We start from the raw sequence: 20013 nt of genomic DNA, 5'->3' as shown, positions 1-20013 counted from the left end.
TTACTTTGCTTACAATAAAGTAGAATTGTTGATGAACTATGCGCTTATCTTTTTTCTTCACACTATGATTTTGAGAAAAATATAAGAGAATGTTTGGAGTTGCCGAATGCTTTTTCTTTTATGGTTGAAAGAAAGATGATTTACTTATATTTGCCGCAAAGCAAATTTAAATGTTCAAAAAAGTAAGCACTGTATTTATTCTTGGCTTTTATACGGTATTTTGTTCGGCCCAACAGGTCCGGCCTTCCAAATCATCTGAAATTTACCGTGAAATCAAAACGCTGAAACATCTTCCTAAAGTTTTATACCTTGCAGCTCATCCCGATGATGAAAATACGGGATTGCTCTCCTGGTTAATCAACGATCAAAATGTAGAAACGGGCTATCTGTCTTTAACCAGAGGTGATGGTGGTCAGAATTTATTAGGCACAGAACAAGGAGCTGCATTGGGTTTAATCAGAACGCATGAGCTTTTAGAGGCAAGAAAGCTAGACGGTGCCCAGCAGTTTTTTACCCGTGCGATTGATTTCGGGTTTTCTAAAAATACTACCGACACCTTTAAACAATGGAATGCAGATAATATTACAGCGGATGTCGTTTGGGTAATCCGAAAATTCCGTCCGGATATTATCATTTGTCGTTTTCCTCCTACTGCTGCGGCAGGACACGGACAACATGCGGCTTCGGCTGTGGTGGCGGAAAAAGCTTTTAAGCTGGCAGGCGATAAAATGGCTTTCCCGGATCAACTGAAATATGTCAATGCATGGCAACCCAAACGTGTATTGTGGAATACTTTCCGTTTTGGTGGGGTGAATACAACCGCTGAAAATCAACTGAAAGTGACCGTTGGGCAATATGATGCACAACTGGGAATGGGCTATGGTGAATTGGCTGGATTAAGCAGAAGTTTACATAAAAGTCAGGGTGCAGGAACACAGTCTGTAGCTGGCATCAGAACAGAATATTTTTCCCATGTTATCGGTGAGCCGGCAAAAACAACACTTTTCGATGGAGTAGTTAAAACCTGGACTTCACAAGGAAACGCTGATATTGACCAGTCATTAGATCAGATTATTTCTGCTTTCAATTTCAATAATCCTGACCTCAGCTTACCTGCTTTGCTCGCTTTAAGAAAAAAGGTCATGGCACTCAAAGATGGAGATCTGAAAAACGATAAAATTAAATCTCTTGACCATATCATTTTAAGCTGTGCCGGGTTTATGGGTGAGGTTGTTACCAATCAGGCTGAAGCGGTTGCCGGAGATCATTACAATTTCAGGTTAAATCTGATTTCAAGAGCTGCAAATCCTGTTATTTTAGAGGATGTACAATGGTTAAGTCAATCAGAAAACTTTAATAGAAAACTATCAAAAGATTCTTTAATTACTATTCAGCATGACATTCAGATTCCTGCTGATGCAGCACTCACAGAACCTTACTGGTTGGCAAAACCTCCCGTGAATGCAGCCACTTTCTCCGTTCCCAATGATACTTTAATCGGTTTACCGGAGGCAGAATCACCGCTGAATGTTTTACTGGGTTTAAAAATCGGTTCGGAAAAGTTTCAGGTTAGACTTCCTTTATCTTTCAAGAAATTAGATCCGGTTCGTGGTGATGTGGTGGAAGCTTTGCGCATTGTTCCTGCATTGGAACTGAAATTTACACAGTCACTTTATTGGGTTAAAGAAAATGAAGATTTACGTTTGAGTTTAAATTTTAAGGTGAACTCTAACAAACCGTTCAATAAAGGTGTTTTAAACCTTATGTATAACGGAGAACGATTAGGAAGCACTGACGTAAATTTGCTCAATGGGAAAGATTTTACAGTCGATTACGTTATTCCAAAAACGAAGCTTGCTTCAATACATTCATCTCGTTTGCCATTGGATGCCAGTTTTATTGCAGATGGAGTAGCTTATAATAAAAAACAAGTATTAATTCAGTATCCGCATTTACCTTCTTTACAATATTTTGCGCCCGCAACTTCAATCGTAATGAAAGGCGATATTCAGACGAAGATTAAAAAAATTGGTTACATAGAAGGTGCCGGTGATTTCATTCCTGAGTTTCTGCGCATTGCCGGTATTCAGGTAGATGTTCTGAAAGACGAAGATTTTTATGGAAACATAGATGAATCCGGTGGAAATGGTAATCAAAACAAACTATCACAATATGATGCCATCGTATTGGGTGTTCGTGCTAATAACACCGAGAAAAAGCTGGGCCGCTGGATGCCGTTTTTATGGTCCTATGCCAAGAGTGGAGGGAATCTGGTGATGCAATATAACACCAACCAGGATACAACCGTTGACAAATTGGGAATGTACAATTTCAGTATTGCCAATAAGCGTGTTACTGAAGAAAATGCTGCAGTAACATTTTTAAATCCCAATCATAAATTACTGAACTTTCCGAACAAAATTACTGCGGATGATTTTAAAGGCTGGGTACAGGAGCGTGGTGCTTATTTCCCTGCTCAATGGGATGCTGCCTATGAACCGCTTTTTGAAATGCATGATACAGACGAAGAACCTCTTCAGGGGTCAACTTTATATGCCAAATACGGGAAAGGTAATTTTATCTATACACCGTTGGCATTTTTCAGACAGTTGCCTGCAGGAAATGTGGGAGCTGCACGTTTATTTTTAAACTTTTTATCTGCACAGAAAAACTGATGAACAAACAACTTAAAAACTGGAATATCTGGTACATACTATTAGCCGTTGCATTAGTAGTACAGATCGTATTTTATTATGGGTTTACTAAATTCTGGGCATGAGTAATATAGATTGGACCGTTCTTATTGTTACACTTGTTGCAGTGGTAGTTTACGGCGTATTGATCGGCCGTGGCCAAAAAAGCAACGAATCATACCTGAAAGCAGATAATAAAATGCCCTGGTACATTGTACTTATAGGGATTATGGCGACTCAGGCAAGTGCTATTACATTTCTTTCAGCACCGGGCCAGGCTTATACAGACGGGATGCGTTTCGTTCAGTATTATTTTGGTTTGCCTTTGGCGATGATTGTGATCTGTATCACCTTCATCCCGATTTTTCAGCGCTTAAATGTGTATACTGCCTATGAATATTTAGAAAACCGTTTTGATAAAAAAACAAGGGTACTCACTTCACTGCTTTTTCTTTTTTCCAGAGGTTTATCAACGGGAATCAGTATTTATGCTCCGAGTATTATCTTATCAAGCGTTTTAAACTGGAATATTTATTTAACGAATGTTTTAACAGGTGGGATTCTGTTGATTTATACCTATATTGGCGGAGCAAAAGCGATCGCTCACACCCAGAAATTACAGTTTCTTATTATTCTGGGAACAATGGCATTTGCCGGGTATTTACTTATTCAGAATATGCCGGATGGAATTGGTTTTAATGATGCGCTGTATCTGGCAGGGAAATCAGGAAAGCTGAATGTCATCACCACAGAGTTCGATTGGAAAGATAAATACAATATCTGGAGTGGAATAATTGGTGGTTTTTTTCTGGCACTTTCTTACTTTGGTACAGACCAGAGTCAGGTTGGGAGGTATATCACTGCGAAAGACAATACCAATGCAAAAATGGGTTTGTTGCTGAACGGACTGGTCAAAATTCCGATGCAGTTTGCTATTCTCCTGATTGGTGCTTTGCTTTTCGCTTTCTTTTCTCTAAAACCCGCTCCGATTTATTTTAATGAACGCTCTTATCAACATTTAAAGGAAGTAAAACCTGAGCAGGCTGCCGTTTTTGAAAAAGAGCATCAGGATTTACAAATAAAATTTAATGCAGAATCGAAAGAAATTCTAAAGTTGAAAGAAACTCATTCTCCTCAACTTCAAAAAACAATTCAGGATTTTAAAAATACACAGACAGAAGTAAAGGCATTGCACAGCAGGGTAGAGGAAGCTATCAATCATTCCAACTATAATGCAGAGAAAACGGATACGAATTACATTTTCCTTTATTTCGTAAAAAATACTTTGCCTGTAGGAATGATCGGTTTACTGTTTGCCGTCATTTTTCTGGCCAGCTGGGGCTCCATTTCGGCTGCGCTGAATTCCCTTGCTGCCTGCTCGTTAAAAGATGTTCATTTGCTATTTAAAAAAGAACTTCCTGATGAAAAAACCGAATTGAAGTACAGCCGTCTGCACACTTTAGCATGGGGTATTTTCTCCATCGGGGTAGCCATGTTTGCTACGCAAATGGGATCTCTTATTGAAGCGGTTAATGTATTAGGTTCTCTTTTCTACGGTCCGATATTGGGAATTTTCCTGGTGGCATTTTACTATAAAAAAATTGACGGAGCGAATGTATTTATTGCTGCAATTTTATCAGAAATTACAGTCATTGCCATTTATCAGTTTGATATTGTTTCTTTCCTTTGGCTTAATGTAATAGGGGCAGCAGCGGTCATTATATTTTCAGCAATCGGATTGCTGTTTTATAAGCAGAAAACAGTAAATTCGTAAGCAAATAATAATAAAAACAAACAAATAAAATATTATGAAAACAATGATTAAATCTGCTACTGTACTTTTCGCAGCAGTGACGCTTTCAGTAAATGCTTTTGCACAGGAAACTAAAAAACCTGCCAGCCCTCCGGCTACTGCTACAGGAAAAATTAAAGATGCAAACATTACTATTGCGTATAGCAGTCCTTCTGTAAAAGGACGTACAATCTGGGGTGGTTTGGAAGCTTATGATAAAGTTTGGCGTGCAGGTGCTAATGAAGCGACTACTTTCGAAACAGATAAAGATATTACCGTTCAGGGTAAAAAACTACCTGCAGGTAAATACAGCTTTTTCTTAATCCCTAAACAAAGCGGAACCTGGACTGCAATTTTTAACAAAGAGCCTAAACAATGGGGAGCTTATAAATACGAGCAGGCTAAAGATGCTTTACGTGTTGATGTAAAAACAAAGGCTTTACCAGCAACACAGGAAGCTTTGGTTTATAAAGTAAACAATAATGGATTCACAATGGATTGGGATAAAATCTCAGTTCCTGTAGAGATCAAATAAATGTAAATACAAGAAATTAAAATCCCGGATTAACCGGGATTTTTTGTTTATCATTTTGATATTGTATTCAATAGATTGTTTTGTCTCGTATAAAAAAGGGGAATCGAAAATGATTCCCCTTTTTTATATTTTATATTAAGCCTCAATAAATTCCAAAAGATCTTTATTAATGGTTTCATGCTCTGTAGTAGGCATTCCGTGAGGGAAACCCGGATACGTAATCAGTTTTCCGTTTTTCAACAGTTTTGCAGATTTAATGGCAGAGTTTTCGATGGGAACAATTTGGTCATCTTCTCCGTGAAGAACCAAAACAGGAATATCCACAGCTTTTAAATCTTCAGTAAAATCAGTCTCGGAAAATGCTTTGATTCCGTCATAATGTGCCACAATTCCACCCATCATTCCTTGTCTCCACCAGTTTCTCTGTACCCCGTCTTTTATATTAGCTCCTTCTCTGTTGTAGCCGTAGAAAGGGAAAGTCAAATCAAAATAAAACTGGTTTCTGTTATTCAAAGTCTGTTCTCTGATTCCGTCAAAAACTTCCATCGGAACACCATCAGGATTGTTTTCACTTTTTACCATTACTGGTGGAACAGCGCTAATTAAAACTGCTTTTTTGGCTCTTCCGTTAGAATATTTGTGAACGTAGCGGATCACTTCACCACCTCCTGTAGAGTGACCAATGTGAACGACATCTTTCAAGTCAAGGAATTCAACCAATTCTGCAGCGTCAGAAGCATATTGCTCGATGGTGTGATTGTAAATATTCTGGCTGGAACGACCGTGACCTCTTCTGTCGTGCGAAATCACTCTGTACCCTCTCTGAAGGAAGAAAATTACCTGTGCATCCCAATCATCCGATGATAATGGCCATCCGTGGTGAAACATTAATACTGGTCCTTCTCCCTGGTCTTTATAAAAAATCTCTGTTCCGTCTTTTAATTGTAATGTGCTCATTGTTTTGAATTTTTAATGTTTGGTTAATTTATTTGTTTTCTTATTTCTTCAGCAAATGTATGGCGGATAAAGCAGGTAGAAATTAATCTAGTTTAATTTCGTACATTTTGATAAATTTTTTTATTCTGATAGCTATTTCTATCTTCCATTCACCCCACTCATAAAGCTGCTTTCAACATCCGTATCGACCTTCTCTTAAAAAGAGATGCTGTTTTCAGATAACTCATAAAGGCTTCTGAAAATAAATAACTATTGATCAAATAAAAAATCAGAGCAGAAATAATCTGCTCTGATTGTATTTTTTACTTATTGATAAATGCCTTCTAAAAACAGCATATACCTGCCGGGCTGAAATTCTCCATATGAAAACAGATAGATCACATCATCCTTTTTCAGATAATGAACTTCTAATCCTTCTTCAGACACAAATTTTTCAATAAAAGTATTTTTTACATTAAATTTATTTTCTCTGATGATGGTTTCAAAGCTCTCATCATCTATTTCTTTTTTTAAATCTCTTAACGGACTGTTATAAAAATCAATCAATTTGATTTTCTGATTTTCAATTTCAAAAATTTCTTTTAGACATTCTTGTTCATCGCCATCAAATAATTTTTGTCTGGTTATTTCGTTTTTTTTGATCATGCTGAATTACTTTATCGTTATATAATCATTTTTGTTTAATGATTCTTCAAAATTGATTGTTTTAATCAATATTGAAAGGCGCCATATCTGATTTTGCATCAAGATATTCTATTTGAAAATAATAGGTCTCATCTTGTTTGACATTAAAATTGGCTCCTTTAAAATCGAGAAACAGGTCATTCTCTATTTCTTCAAGTTTCGCTTTTAACAGAAGCTGAGCAAATTTTCCTGGTTCAATTGAAGTTAGATTGGTAACATCATTTATAGGAGTCATATAGTTGATTCCTTTATGTAATCTATCCTTGTTTTTATCGTATAAATGAACTGATTCTCTTACAAGCCCACCCGTATTATTAGACAAGTTTAATTTTAATGTCTCTTCGGATATATTGAATATATTCACATAGAATATGAATGATTCTCCATCCTTTTCTATTTCTGCATTTATCTTGATTTTAGTCATATTGATTAATACTTATATAAGTATTATAATTTTTTTATTTAGATAGTTATGTTTACGACAAGATATATTGTTGAAGTAACATTTAATTTAAAAAATAAAGATAACAGATATGAATGATTTATTCTATTATAAAAGGAATTAGTCCTGATGTAGTATCTAAATAATTTATTTCTATAAAATATTTTTTTCCTTTTTCAACTAAATAGTTAACTCCTTTAAATGTCAAAAATAAATCTTCTTCTATATTTTCAATTTTGCCTTCTAATATAAAAGTTGCACTTTCCTGTGGTTTGATTTGTGTTATTTCATTATTGAAACTTTTAGTACTCATTAGTTCGACTCCCCTAAAAGTATTTATATTTTTATCACAATCATATATTTGTATACAGTTTCTGGCAAAACTTCCTGTATGATTGGTAAAATCAAATTCTAATGTTATTTCTGAAATATTGGTTACTGTGACTGATAAGAAATAGATGTTTTCTCTATATTCTATATTTGCATGTAACTTAAATTTACCCTTATTAATATTCATTTCTTAGTACTTTTTGTATTTGTATTTCTAATATTTCGACCTCTTCTGGGGTTATTTTTAATTGTTTAGCCTCGTTTATAATTCTTATTTTGGCATCAAATTCCCATAAATCTACATTATCATAAATTGTTCCCCCGTTATAATAAACAGTCCCTCTTTGTGTATGTCCTGATAAGTCCTGTAGGGCATGATAGCACTCTTCGTAGAATGTACTTGTATCAGGATTCTCTTTTAAATAAATTACTCGTTTATATTTACCATTGCTTAACGGATGAGAAGTGAAGAAGCCTTCTGCATTATTATTATCATATAGTTTTAGATATGCAACACCTGTCCCAATTTCAAAAGTCACTCCTTTTTTCTCTAAATAATCTATCCATGCTTGCATACGTTTTTTAGGCATTGGATTATGATATTCACTTGCAAGCTCATCAAAGGCCTTACTTAATTTTATCTGTAATTCTTTATTGTCAATCTGCAAATTACGCATTTTTTCAATAAAATTTGAAGGTTTATCATTTAAGCTTTTTCCATTATTTCTGACTTCCAAATCATGGTTTTCTGTCGGTTCTATTTCTGTTATTTTCTTTGTGTCACTTCCTTTAATGATTTTTGTATCAGACATCTTATTGTTTTTTGGTGCTTTACCAATAGGTTTTATATATCCTTCTTTTATTAAATCATTGATAGATACCGGCAGTTCATACTGAATACCTCCGCCTTTTTCTCCAAACCAAGGAATGATTTCTCCTTCACTGACTTGAGTTATGTCCTTTAATACTTTATATCTTGTATATGGTTTACTATCTGTCCCTTTAGATAAAGCTCTGTCTGTATAAGGAGTACCGTCTTTTCCTGCAAAGGTTCCTCTATCCTGGAAAACTCCGTTTTCATCAATCCATCCACCATATCTGTCAAAAATGCTTCCTTCTTTCAAGGTAACCTCTATGGTGCTTGTTGCCCCACGGTTCGGAGGCCAGTTTCCATTGAGATTCTTATCCGTAAACAATTGTTCTAATTGTTTCCAGTTTTTATTTTTAAATAAATCATAAGCTTGTTTTGCGATTTCATCAGATGGGAAACCGGCTTCAACGGATTTTAGGAACTGATTAAAATCGGGTTGTTTGTAAGTATTCTCCAGAGCGTGTACTGCCGGTTTATTGCTGGCTGTATTTTTAGGAACTTTCCCGCCCGTTAAATTTTCAGGTGTATCAATAAATTCACTATGCTGCTCCGGGTTGTAAGGTTTTTTTGAGGTTTGTCTTTTTACCTTTGGCAGTTTCTCTAATTCTCCTCCTTTTAAGTTCTTACTGCTTAGTACAAGTAATCCTGCAGTTAATGTCAACTGTCCTAAAATTCCAACAATACGCTCTATTTTTTCTGCTGTAGTCAGGTTTTTATTATCATGAATATCCTGTATGCTTTTTAAACCTTCAGAGGTAATCATCACTGCCGCTGTACCATTAAGGGCAAAATCAGTTAAAATGATATACTCAATCCCTGTTGATGATATTTTTATAATAGAGGATGCCTTAGCGATGCTGGATAATGTACCTGCCATTCCTAAAAAGCTGGATGCTATCATAATAACATCTAAAGTCAGGGTTTCGTTGGTTAATGTTCCTTTTTGTACTTTATCAATAATGCTGGCGGTTCCGGAAGTAGCACCTGTGGTACCTGCAGCTATAAATAAGTAAGGAGCAATAGGTGCTGCCGGTGTAAATGAGGCTACCAATCCTGCTACTGCGAAACCTAAAGAAGCCCAACCAGCTCCCGTGGAAAGCGATTCCCAAAATGATGCTCCATCAGTAGTGAAATTACCTTTTAGAGTAGGATAACCTAATGTATTGGACGGAATTTCATAAGCCAGGATACCATCCGGATAAGTGTTTTTGCTGTCAAATTCTTCAAATAAATCTTTTAAATTATTTCCTTCATAAGTACGCTGATGCTGTACACCTGGAGTAAGATCTGTTAATACATAATTGCTTGGATTCTTTTTGCTTTTTCCTATAAATAAATTGAGTGAAAGGGTTTCTGTAGTTTCCTCGTTGATGGCTACGGCATTAATAGCTAATGCTGTTTGGGGAGCAATGGTATTAAAGCTTTTGTCAATGTTTTTCTTATATTCTCGTATGTTTTTTAGAGCCTGATAATCATCCTTTGGTAAGATAACCTGTCGGTAAGATGCTTCCTGACCTGTCAGATTATTATTTTTGTCTAATACCAGACAATGAATGGTATAAACTCCTGTAAGTGATCCTAAAAAAGCAGCTGTTGTCTGAGAAGAATTCATATTCCAGCCATCTTTACCGAAATATTCTCCTCTTTTATAACCATGTACATTGGCATTTTTAGCATATTCTACACCCAGTAATGCACTTGCTCCATCAAACATTTCTTTAGGCGTATTGATTTCTGCAAACCAGAAATAATGATGATCTTTAGGGATAGGCTTTCCTTTAATTGAATAATAAGACTGCGGAATATGATTAATATCTGCAGAACTTACTCTTGCAGGATTTTCACTATATGTTGCAGATTCAATATAGAAATTCGGATCGCTTTTCTGTTCCTTGGATGCTCCTTTTGAAAGATTGAACTCAATAAAGGCTGCCTGCTGTCTGAAATCTGAATAATTTTGAATTTTATTCTTTTTCAAATCACCAGCTGCCGCCTCTTCAAGGGTCTTAACCTGGTATTCTTTGGTCTGAGCTCTGAATTCCTTTGTTAGAGTATTTTCTATGAAGAATACAAATGTAAAGTTCCCTGATTGATGGGTATTAATAGAAAACTGGCTGATTGCAGTTCCATCCTGTCTGAAAGTTTTAGTATCCTTTCTAAAAGGGTATTCAAACAGGTTGTACACTCTGCCGTCATTCTGGATCAATACTTTTCGGACAACTTCCGGAACTTTAGGCTTGTTTCCTTCAGCATACATAACAGGGGTTTCATATTGATAGATACAATCAAATTCTATAGGCTGTCCTTCTATGGCATACTTTGTCTTAGGCTTAATCCATGATCCTTTACCTGTGACAACAACTTCCTGTAGCAATTCACCTTCGGGTTGTGCCGGCTCTGGCACCAGCTGTGGTTGTGGCTCTTCATAGTTTGCATATAATAACCGTATCGCTTTAAATAAGTCTTTGTTGCCTAATTCTTCATATAAATCCTGTACTAATCCTACCTTTCTTTTAGGTTTGTATGTTGCGTCATAATATTGAATAAGCTCGTATCTTTCTTCATAGGAAAGTTTTTCTAAAGCCGTAAAAACTTTGTCTTCATCAGTTCCTGCAAAAATCCCCAGTGTTCTGTGTTCAAAGGCTTCGTACAGCATTTTTGCACGTTCAGAAACAGGAAGTCCAACTTCTTTCTTACTGTTTAAGAAGTTCAATGCTTCATTCATTTTCAGCAAGGTTTCCCTATTAAGAGTGCCGGAAGTATTGATATTATTCTTACGTTGAAAACTGATGATTCCGGTCTTTGTTTCGTTCCAGAAAAGATTCTTATTTTCAGGAGTTTTATGGCCTAATTTATTTAGGGCGTTATGAAGTGTTGAAACATGCTGTCCTTTGTCAAATAATTGAATGACAGACGCATTTTTTTCTACTTTATTGAATGCTCTGTTTTTAAAAGGTTCGTATGTTATTTGGGTAGTTTCTGCTTTGGCGAGAGATATTTTGCTGTCCTGATCGGTGATTTGCTCATGCTTATCTTTATCCTCTTTACTATTGGTGTTCTGCTTCCCGGACCTGCCAGCCCTGGGTGCAAATGTTTTTTTGTGTCTGCTCATGTTATTGGTTATTAGATGAGTTTTTTATTCTTGTTTTTGTACAAATGGGCTGAGGCGGGATTGATTTTTTCCAAAAGCCTTTTCGTTTTCTATCATTAGATAAGTGCTTATTAACGAATAGGTAATGCAGGTTTCATTACGGTCATGTAATGCCATCGCTGCATTTTTCATAATGTTTCGGATATTAGCCCCCGTATAGTTATATTCTTTGGCTAAATGTTGTAAAAGATCATTACTTTCAAAAGTTATGTTTTTAGGCAAATAATGCTCCCAAAGGGCTTTCCTTGTTGTTTCTGTCGGTCGTATTACATTCACAGAAACATCTATACGGCGCTTGAAAGCATCATCCATATTGTTTTCAAAATTGGAAGCCAGGATTGTTAATCCGTCAAATTTTTCTATTCGCTGCAATAAGTAGGAGACCTCCTGGTTGGCGTAGCGGTCATGGGCATCTTTTACGTCAGAACGTTTCCCAAACAAAGCGTCAGCTTCGTCAAAAAACAACATACAGTTTTTACCCTGCAATCTGTTGAATAACACTTCAAGATTTTTCTCTGTTTCACCAATGTATTTGCTCACAACCTTTGAGAGATCTACATGATACATATCAATACCATAGGTGTTGGCAAGAATTCCTGCAAGCATCGTTTTCCCCGTTCCCGGTGCACCGTAGAATAAAGCAATGAAACCTGGTTTAAAACTATGTTCATTGGTTTTGAAAAAGCCGTTTTCCAATGCTTTTATATAATGTCCGATGGGTTTTATCTGTTCACGGACATTATCTTCCAAAATAATATCTTCCATGGTAAGGTCAGATTTGTAAAGCCTGCCTGGAAAGTAAGAACCATGATCCAGCTGTGGTTTCTGCCCTGATAAGAAATAATTGAGATAAGCGGTATCCAATTCAATTTTTCCATGAATAAATTCTGTTGAAGAACGATTGTAAATAATATCATTTTTCAATAGTACACTGCCGTTGATGAGTTGTGCCCCATACTGTGACCACAATGATAAATCTTTACCTGCCAGCAAAAAAAGTGCGGTTTGAAAAGTGGGCTTAAAGCTGCGGCTGATTTTATCATATTCACCACCTGCTTCAATAGCAAATGCATTGCTGCTTTCTTCTATCTGCACAAATGTTTTCAGGATAGACGGATAATGAGCCGAAGCAATGCCCAGCGCTAAGATGATTCTGTCCAGAACAGTAAGCTGGTGGGTATTTATTGTAACAGAATAGGGAGATTGGTCATCTGATTCCGGAGTTTCAGGTATTTCATAGCCAATATTCAATTCTACCTCATCTTCCAGAAACAATTCTTTGCATCGCTTTTCAATAAGCGATTGCAACCATTTCATTTCTTCATTTAAAGAGTTATGATTGACAGGATTGGCTTGAAATAAAGGATTGATTATTTCTGTTTTTTCATTAATATTTGTTTTTATTAATGGTGAGTGTTCATGGTTATTAGGAGATTTCATAATCTTATTTTGAATTAATAGGGTTGCAGTGAGGGTATTGCTGATGTAAAATCAGCAACTTTAGAATATGTGGAAAGCTGTAGAGTATTTAGAAAATGTAACCTGTTATTACCAGTTTACGAATATGAATTTTTTCTGCCAGGGGAGTTTTACGAGACCAATTCCCCAGGAAATTTTTTCAAGAAGAATATCCTGTGTCTTTCGTTCTACAATAATGGTATTATCTGACTCTGTGATGACTAATTTCCCAGGGCGCTGGAAAAATTCATTCTGTAGTAATGCAGCAGATGATTTTTTCATGGGAGCCCAGTTGTGCTGTACACTTTCTATGACATTTTTAGCCTGAGATTTATGCTTGCGTGAAAGTTTAATATGCCTGTTAATCGTTTGATGCATTGGAATATTGCACAGGAATTTTTCAAAAATCATGTCATATTCAGGAGCATTTGTTTTTCCGGTGGCGATATAATGCAATAGATGGGCACACAATTCAGGATCAAGGAGCTGCTGGGTTTTGGGATCAAGGAGTTCACAATGTTCAAACAGAGGTTTGATGAATGGATGGATCAAAATAAGCCCTGCATTTTGAATGTATTGTCCCTCGTTCTGGTTTACCTCTTCCTGAATGATTGCATTTTTTTCCTGAATAGTTTCTATTGAATGACTTGCATTTTCAGGCTGATCTGCTGTATTTGTTCTGGTATTTTCAGAAATTTCATTTTCTGTAATAAAGGGGAATATCTTAACTATTGTTTTCCTGTTCTGATGATTGTTTTTTGTTGTTGATAAACCAATCCGTTCTATTGTTGAAATTTTTTGTAAAAGATACTCCCTGGGATGATTATTGGATGTATTCAGATACTCCGATATTACATTGAAGACCAAGTGCCATATTGTACTTCTATCTACATGACTCAGTTTCGATAAATGACGTATTATATCAGTCTCCAGGTTGATGGTCAGTTTCTTATTTTTTAAAACTGTCAGACATAATTGTGCAATTTGTTCATTGGAAAACTGATTGATAAGCCGGTTTCGGACATTTTCTTTTGATAAAGCAGAGATGAGACTTTTCTGAAATCCGGAGGCCGAAATAAGGCGATCAAAAACTGCTGGCTCCAAAATAGACATCGTATTGTTTTCCGAACTCCACCAGGGTATCGCTCCTTTTTCTAAAAAATAAATTAATGCTTTGAGCATCTTTTCCTGATGATCTATCAGATAGGATTTAGGATCACTTTCTGTTTCCTGATGGGAAGTTTCAACGGGTTTAGTTATTTCTGATAATTCATCTTTAAAGAGTTCAGCTATTTGACTTTTTAACTCCGTATTTAATGCGCTGCTTTTTACTTCCACATTTAATTCTAAACGGGGAATCTGAAGGGTATGACCAGCCAGCTTATATTCTAAAGCCTTGATATGCTTTTCTATTTCCGGGAAAACATCAATAGACAAAAAGCTGTTAATATCATCTTTTATACGAAGTGCCTTTTCTTTGTTGTTGACGGTAATTTCAAGAAAAACTTTCTGAATGATATGATTTTGCTTCACATTAAATAGATTTAAATGATACAATATTGGGAATCATCAGACAATCCTACTTTTTGTCGAATTCTCCACCCCAGAAACCTGCAGGACAAAGGCTGAATCTTGATCTCTGCTTGGCACTCAATCTGCATCCGCAGCCTCTTACAAATCCATCCTTTGGACCATCGATCACTTCCAGAGTCTCTGGATTGAGCCATTTCATGGCATTGCAATTGTTACCGTTTTTTAAAGGGCATGCATTACAAATTTCTTCCCTTAAAGAGAAAATAGCTTCTTCGTTTTGATCTGCTACCCCCAATTTTGAACGTAGTTCATTAAAATGACCGCCAATGATTTCATTGCGCTTACTGAAAAGATTTTTAATGTTCATATGATTAATGTTTTTAAAATTATTGGGTCAAAATTAGAAAGAAGAGATCCTATTTTTCGAATTATAAGGCCGCTCTATTCTGTCTTTGCAGTAAAAGACAAAATCATATCCTAAGGATGCAGATTTATATTTTCCGGAAATTACCGGATGCAGAAAAGCTGATCTTTCTCATCAGGAAAGGCTATGTTTTTTTTGAGAACTTATACTTTAGGTAATCAATCATCATATTCGAATACGTACCATTCAAAAAATAAGAGACCACTAAAAACAGCCGGGATAATCATAGGTTGAAATACAATAATTTTTCAAGCAGAATAAGGCTCAGTTGACAGACTGAAATTTGACGCTCATGAGAGGAGGAAAATCTTCGGGTTAAAATTTGATTTTTCAATATCGTTTTTAACGCATTTATCTTCAGCGTATTAATGGTGTTGTTTTTAGTTTTCTTTGATAAGAATTAAAATCCTATTTACTGCAAAGACTGTATTGAGCGCCCAAAATATTTGTCTTTTGAGGGGGTGTGATTGTATGTTTGCACCATAATAATTAAGAACAGAAATTATGATTAATAAAGTATTAACAGTTTTAAAAAATCAGCTAAATGCTCCGGATGGTTTATGGGATCCTAACGTTCCTAACGAGATTGAAATTGCTATCGTTGATGACATCGCAAAACATGATGAAAACACTGAAGGACTTAGTAACAAAGTAGTAATTAGTCTGCTCAATATTGAGGAAGAATCAACATTGAAAAACAGATCAAGATATCAGCCGGTTGTGGTAGAAAATAATCCGGTCCGATATGATAAGGAAAGTACTCCTGCTTACTTAAATCTATATGTGATGATCGCTGCCAACAGAAGTACGTACAACAAATCTTTACTAAGTATTTCAAAAGTTATTGAGGTATTTCAGGCCAAGAATGTTCTGGAATATGTAGACCTTGAGCCTCAAAACAATTTCAGTTTCAGAATTGAACTGCATTCCATTCCTTTTGAACAGCTAAGTTACGTCTGGGGTTTATTAGGCGGAAAAATAATGCCTTCTGCTTTATATAAAATCAGTGTGATAAAAATTGCAGCTAAGGAGGTAGTTCCTGTTAAATTAATTAATGACATTAATATACAGAGTATTAAAGTTGATTAATCATAAAAGCAAAAAACTAAAAAACTAAAAACTAATAACCCTTTAAACTTTTGAACATGTTAAATCCAGCAACACCAGGTGTTTCTGTTGAAGAAATTACGAAACTTCCATACTCAGTTGCCTACATAGAAACGGCTATGCCAGCATTTATCGGGTATACCGAATTACTCCCTGTTGGGTATAATGAGCCCTTTATCATCCGTTCTCTTTTAGAATATGAGCAATATTTTGGAAAAGCAAAAGAAGAAAATATCCAATTACAGGATGTAGAAGGCAAAGGAGCAACTATTGTAGCACCTCAGGTACAATTTTTAATGTATTATTCACTGCAAATGTATTTTGCCAATGGTGGTGGACCGTGTTATATCATTTCTGTAGGGGATTATACATCAGCACAAGTACAATTATCCCCATTGGAAGCGGGGCTGGCTAAAATCGATCATAAAAAAATTAAAGAACCGATTCTTATTATTTTCCCTGATGCTATTTCGCTTACCAATGAATCTGAGTTTTATAGTATTTACAATCAGGCTATTGATAAAGCTAAAGATGAGACTAAAAACAGGTTTGTTATACTGGATACCTATTACGGAAATTCTGTTATCCAATCAAACAATTTTACCACGATTGAATCTTTTAGAAGTGAAGTAAAATCAACTAATCATGCGGCAGCTTACTTTCCTCATTTAAAAACCATTTTGAATTATACTTTTGATGAGACTAAAACACCTATAGTACATGCCGGTTTACAAAAAACAGGACAAGGAAGTGCTCTTTTTTATGCTGGAGAGACTGCTGCTTTAGATGAATTAAAAAGTTTGGCGAGTGCCGAAATCTCAACCGGATCTGCGGATGCTTACGTCCTTGCCGATTTATTAGGTCAGGCTATTGCGATAGCAGAAGAAGTGAATGAAAATGCTGATGCAGGTGATAAAAAAAATGCTTTAACCGTAGCAATTTCTGAGGCACAGATTGTATTAGAAGCCATTTATGACGGAACAATAGATGATTTTATGATCCCTGATGGCTCAGATGAAAATGCACCTGATTTCACTGGAGAGTTTACTGATTTAAAAACGGCAATTCTCGGGGTAAAAGACGAAAAAGGAGATGCAGACGGGATCACCCTTAAAAATCTGGAATCATCCAATTCTGCATTATACAACCAAGTGAAAAAAGAAATACAGTCGTTAAAAGTTGTTTTACCACCATCATCAGCTATAGCAGGTGCATACGGCAGAATAGACAGTACAAGAGGAGTATGGAAAGCTCCGGCAAATATCAATATCAGCCATGTCATTATCCCGACAGAAAAAATTTCAGATCAGGAACAGGCTGCTTTAAATATAGATGCTTTAGGGAAATCAATCAATGCGATCAGAACTTTTACAGGAAAAGGTACCTTAATCTGGGGAGCCAGAACCCTTGAAGGAAAAGATAAAAACGATGAAGGGAAAGATAACGAATGGAAGTATGTACATGTACGCCGCTATTATAATATGATCAGACAATCGGTCAACAATGCCCTCAACAAGTTTATGAATGAGCCTAATATCCCTCATACATGGTTACGGGCAAAAACAATGCTGGAAAATTTTCTTAACCAGCAATGGATGGAGGGTGCATTGGCAGGAAGTACTCCGAAAGAAGCTTATGAAGTAACCGTAAAAGGAGTAGAAGGAACTACTATAATGAATGTAGACCTTAAAATAGCATTAGTGCGCCCGGCAGAGTTTATTGTACTCAACTTCTCGCACAAATTGCAACAGTTCTAGAAAGATAAAATCAATAAATCAATCACGAATAAATACCCGAAGTTCTACTTCGAGGAATAATTAATATTAACGTAAAATTTTTTAAAATGAATTACAAAACCCCTGGAGTTTACGTGGAGGAACAAGGAAAATTCCCCCCTTCCGTAGCGCAAGTTGAAACGGCTATCCCTGCTTTTATTGGGTATACAGCGGATGGACCGAAAAATAAACCAACAAGAATTGCTTCGATGTTGGAGTATGAAGAAATTTTTGGAAAAGCAAACCCGGAAACTTTCGCTGTAGCTTTCAAAGATGGTGTTGCAACAGCAATACGAACTAAAGTAAACGATTTTAAGATGTACTATGCCATGCAGATGTATTTTGCCAATGGTGGTGGTCATTGTTATATTGTTTCTGTTGGAGATTATAAAAGTCCAGAGGCTGTAGGTGCTCCTACACCGGCAGAAGCTTTTTTATCCGGTCTTGAATTACTAAAAAAAGAAGATGAGCCTACTCTGATCGTTTTCCCGGATCTTCAAGATTTAGTTCCTTCCGCTGCTGATGTTGCTGCTGCTTCTGCCGCCGTTACGATGGCACTAAATAATAAAAATCCGCTTTTAGTGTCTAGAGATATTGCAAGGAATGTTTCAGAAGCTGCTACAGGTTCTACTGTAGAGGCTGTTGTTGCGGCTACAGTTGCTAAGGTTGCTGAGCTTACTATTCCTAATGCTACCGGTTTACAGCTTGTTGCTGTTCAGGCTGCCCAGGCTGTCTTGGCGGCTGTTCAGACTGCAGCGGCTGTTGTAGGTGCTACGGTTGCTACTGTTAAAGCTGCAGCCCAGAAGATTGCTACTGCTTATGAAACAGACGCTACCACGGCTATCACTATTGAGGAAAAAGCTCTTGAGGTCAGCAGGACAATTGGAACCAGAGCTGGAAATATGACAGCTATTGGGGAAATCTACTCTTTATATGGCAAAGCTTTAGATCAGGCAGAATCATTAAAAGACAGATTCGTCATTATGGATGTTCTTGGTAATGTTGATGCTTTTAGAGATAAAGTATCATCTAAAGGTCTGAAATATGGTGCGGCTTATTATCCAAAACTGAAGACTGTTTTAAGCTATGATTTCAAAGATGCTGATGTTTCAGTTACCGGAGCATCTGGTATCACAACTTTAGCGGAATTGAAGAGTGCTAATTCTGAAATGTATAATCAGGCTAAACAAGCAATTCAGTCTGCGTCAGTAGTATTGGCTCCATCATCTGCAATTGCCGGAGTTTATGCTAAAGTAGACAGTACTTCCGGAGTATGGAAATCACCAGCTAATTTAGGGCTTAGTCTGGTAGATGTACCGGTAGTAAAAATTTCCAACAAAGAACAGGAGCTGCTTAATGTAGATGCTACCTCAGGAAAATCAATCAACGTGATCAGAACTTTTGCAGGAAAAGGAACCTTAGTCTGGGGCGCAAGAACATTAGACGGAAACAGCAACGAATGGAGATATGTATCTGTACGTAGATTCTTCAACATGGTAGAAGAGTCTGTGAAGAAAGCGACAGAACGTTTCGTCTTTGAACCGAATACTGCCAATACTTGGACTCGTGTACAGGCTATGATCGAGAATTTCCTTGATCAGCAGTGGAGAGACGGTGCATTAGCCGGAAGCAAGCCTGAAGAAGCTTATTACGTAAGTGTTGGTCTGCACAAAACAATGTCTGCTCAGGATATTTTAGAAGGAAGAATGAACATCGAGATCGGTATGGCTGCAGTTCGTCCTGCTGAATTTATCGTACTAAATTTTTCACACAAATTACAGGAAGCATAAAATCAATTAAATAACAATTAAAATTAAAAATAAATTATGAGTACATATCCATTAGTAAAGTTTGCCTTTGAAGTAGATTGGGGCGGAACAAAAGTAGGTTTTCAGGAAGTCAGCGGTTTAAATGTTGAAGCAGCTTTAATTGAATACAGACATGGCGCAAGTCCTGATTTCAGTAAGATTAAAATGCCAGGAATGAAAACTTTCAGTAACATCACCTTAAAAAGAGGAACTTTCAAAACTGATAACGAATATTTCGATTGGTTCCAAAGCATTCAGCTAAGTACAGTAGAGCGCAGATCTATCACAATCTCCCTTTTAGATGAAACAGGAGCTCCTGCAGTAACCTGGAAAGTGAAAAATGCATTCCCGCTTAAATTACAATCAACAGACCTGAAAGCTGAAGGTAACGAGGTGGCTATTGAAACACTGGAAATTGCCCACGAAGGATTAACTATTGAAAATAACTAATAT

At 36.4% G+C, this 20013-nt stretch carries 15 protein-coding genes; 7 read left to right on the top strand and 8 right to left on the bottom strand.

Annotated elements, in window-relative coordinates:
- Positions 1-170 precede the first annotated feature (170 nt).
- The 3 genes from NK356_RS08775 to NK356_RS08765 all read left to right on the top strand — a co-directional run bounded on the left by NK356_RS08775 (position 171) and on the right by NK356_RS08765 (position 5020).
- Complete coding sequence (locus NK356_RS08775; protein WP_253316751.1) at positions 171-2675, top strand: PIG-L family deacetylase; 2505 nt, start codon at positions 171-173, stop codon at positions 2673-2675.
- Between the two features lie 100 nt (positions 2676-2775).
- Positions 2776-4467 (top strand): sodium:solute symporter, encoded by a 1692-nt coding sequence (locus NK356_RS08770; protein ID WP_253316750.1) that lies wholly within the window; start codon positions 2776-2778, stop codon positions 4465-4467.
- A 34-nt stretch (positions 4468-4501) separates the two neighbouring features.
- On the top strand, positions 4502-5020 hold the full coding sequence (locus NK356_RS08765) for a DUF2911 domain-containing protein (protein ID WP_034697549.1): 519 nt from the start codon (positions 4502-4504) through the stop codon (positions 5018-5020).
- A gap of 135 nt (positions 5021-5155) precedes the next feature.
- Here NK356_RS08765 and NK356_RS08760 read toward each other — a convergent pair whose 3' ends face one another.
- From NK356_RS08760 to NK356_RS08725, 8 genes are all read right to left on the bottom strand, one after another.
- The gene (locus NK356_RS08760) at positions 5156-5977 is read right to left on the bottom strand and encodes an alpha/beta fold hydrolase (RefSeq protein ID WP_034699455.1); all 822 of its coding nucleotides are present in this window, start codon (positions 5975-5977) and stop codon (positions 5156-5158) included.
- A 306-nt stretch (positions 5978-6283) separates the two neighbouring features.
- Positions 6284-6622, bottom strand: coding sequence for a hypothetical protein (locus NK356_RS08755; protein WP_253316749.1), 339 nt, complete (start codon positions 6620-6622; stop codon positions 6284-6286).
- A 61-nt stretch (positions 6623-6683) separates the two neighbouring features.
- Entirely contained in the window at positions 6684-7085 is a 402-nt protein-coding gene (locus NK356_RS08750) for a hypothetical protein (protein ID WP_253316748.1), read from the bottom strand.
- A 118-nt stretch (positions 7086-7203) separates the two neighbouring features.
- A complete protein-coding gene (locus NK356_RS08745) occupies positions 7204-7620 on the bottom strand; it encodes a hypothetical protein (protein WP_253316747.1) in 417 nt (138 codons plus the stop codon).
- Positions 7610-11416, bottom strand: a complete 3807-nt coding sequence (locus NK356_RS08740) for a glycohydrolase toxin TNT-related protein (RefSeq protein ID WP_253316746.1) — start codon at positions 11414-11416, stop codon at positions 7610-7612. The genes NK356_RS08745 and NK356_RS08740 overlap by 11 nt, the downstream gene beginning before the upstream one ends.
- Before the next feature lie 24 nt (positions 11417-11440).
- Entirely contained in the window at positions 11441-12895 is a 1455-nt protein-coding gene (locus tag NK356_RS08735) for an ATP-binding protein (RefSeq protein ID WP_253316745.1), read from the bottom strand.
- Positions 12896-13003: 108 nt separating this feature from the next.
- The gene (locus tag NK356_RS08730) at positions 13004-14446 is read right to left on the bottom strand and encodes a contractile injection system tape measure protein (protein ID WP_253316744.1); all 1443 of its coding nucleotides are present in this window, start codon (positions 14444-14446) and stop codon (positions 13004-13006) included.
- Positions 14447-14492: 46 nt separating this feature from the next.
- The gene (locus NK356_RS08725; RefSeq protein ID WP_034699477.1) at positions 14493-14813 is read right to left on the bottom strand and encodes a hypothetical protein; all 321 of its coding nucleotides are present in this window, start codon (positions 14811-14813) and stop codon (positions 14493-14495) included.
- Between the two features lie 561 nt (positions 14814-15374).
- On the opposite strand from NK356_RS08725, the gene NK356_RS08720 reads away from it, so the two are divergent.
- The 4 genes from NK356_RS08720 to NK356_RS08705 all read left to right on the top strand — a co-directional run bounded on the left by NK356_RS08720 (position 15375) and on the right by NK356_RS08705 (position 20010).
- Positions 15375-15959: a DUF4255 domain-containing protein gene (locus tag NK356_RS08720; protein ID WP_253316743.1), complete on the top strand. Its 585-nt coding sequence runs from the start codon at positions 15375-15377 to the stop codon at positions 15957-15959.
- A 56-nt stretch (positions 15960-16015) separates the two neighbouring features.
- Positions 16016-17734: a phage tail sheath C-terminal domain-containing protein gene (locus tag NK356_RS08715; RefSeq protein WP_253316742.1), complete on the top strand. Its 1719-nt coding sequence runs from the start codon at positions 16016-16018 to the stop codon at positions 17732-17734.
- Positions 17735-17820: 86 nt separating this feature from the next.
- The gene (locus NK356_RS08710) at positions 17821-19542 is read left to right on the top strand and encodes a phage tail sheath C-terminal domain-containing protein (RefSeq protein WP_253316741.1); all 1722 of its coding nucleotides are present in this window, start codon (positions 17821-17823) and stop codon (positions 19540-19542) included.
- A 36-nt stretch (positions 19543-19578) separates the two neighbouring features.
- Positions 19579-20010, top strand: a complete 432-nt coding sequence (locus tag NK356_RS08705) for a phage tail protein (RefSeq protein ID WP_034699490.1) — start codon at positions 19579-19581, stop codon at positions 20008-20010.
- Positions 20011-20013: the final 3 nt, after the last annotated feature.

It is taken from the genome of Chryseobacterium sp. S0630 (genome assembly GCF_024158915.1).
Taxonomy (GTDB): domain Bacteria; phylum Bacteroidota; class Bacteroidia; order Flavobacteriales; family Weeksellaceae; genus Chryseobacterium.
Note: the sequence above shows the minus strand (reverse complement) of the source record. Positions and strands in the feature narration are given on the sequence as shown.

What these genes read in the sequence shown, in the direction of transcription:
- NK356_RS08775 (WP_253316751.1), top strand. Translation starts at nt 171, where the DNA reads ATGTTCAAAAAAGTAAGCACTGTATTTATTCTTGGCTTTTATACGGTA.
- NK356_RS08770 (WP_253316750.1), top strand. Translation starts at nt 2,776, where the DNA reads ATGAGTAATATAGATTGGACCGTTCTTATTGTTACACTTGTTGCAGTG.
- NK356_RS08765 (WP_034697549.1), top strand. Translation starts at nt 4,502, where the DNA reads ATGAAAACAATGATTAAATCTGCTACTGTACTTTTCGCAGCAGTGACG.
- NK356_RS08760 (WP_034699455.1), bottom strand. Translation starts at nt 5,977, where the DNA reads ATGAGCACATTACAATTAAAAGACGGAACAGAGATTTTTTATAAAGAC.
- NK356_RS08755 (WP_253316749.1), bottom strand. Translation starts at nt 6,622, where the DNA reads ATGATCAAAAAAAACGAAATAACCAGACAAAAATTATTTGATGGCGAT.
- NK356_RS08750 (WP_253316748.1), bottom strand. Translation starts at nt 7,085, where the DNA reads ATGACTAAAATCAAGATAAATGCAGAAATAGAAAAGGATGGAGAATCA.
- NK356_RS08745 (WP_253316747.1), bottom strand. Translation starts at nt 7,620, where the DNA reads ATGAATATTAATAAGGGTAAATTTAAGTTACATGCAAATATAGAATAT.
- NK356_RS08740 (WP_253316746.1), bottom strand. Translation starts at nt 11,416, where the DNA reads ATGAGCAGACACAAAAAAACATTTGCACCCAGGGCTGGCAGGTCCGGG.
- NK356_RS08735 (WP_253316745.1), bottom strand. Translation starts at nt 12,895, where the DNA reads ATGAAATCTCCTAATAACCATGAACACTCACCATTAATAAAAACAAAT.
- NK356_RS08725 (WP_034699477.1), bottom strand. Translation starts at nt 14,813, where the DNA reads ATGAACATTAAAAATCTTTTCAGTAAGCGCAATGAAATCATTGGCGGT.
- NK356_RS08720 (WP_253316743.1), top strand. Translation starts at nt 15,375, where the DNA reads ATGATTAATAAAGTATTAACAGTTTTAAAAAATCAGCTAAATGCTCCG.
- NK356_RS08715 (WP_253316742.1), top strand. Translation starts at nt 16,016, where the DNA reads ATGTTAAATCCAGCAACACCAGGTGTTTCTGTTGAAGAAATTACGAAA.
- NK356_RS08710 (WP_253316741.1), top strand. Translation starts at nt 17,821, where the DNA reads ATGAATTACAAAACCCCTGGAGTTTACGTGGAGGAACAAGGAAAATTC.
- NK356_RS08705 (WP_034699490.1), top strand. Translation starts at nt 19,579, where the DNA reads ATGAGTACATATCCATTAGTAAAGTTTGCCTTTGAAGTAGATTGGGGC.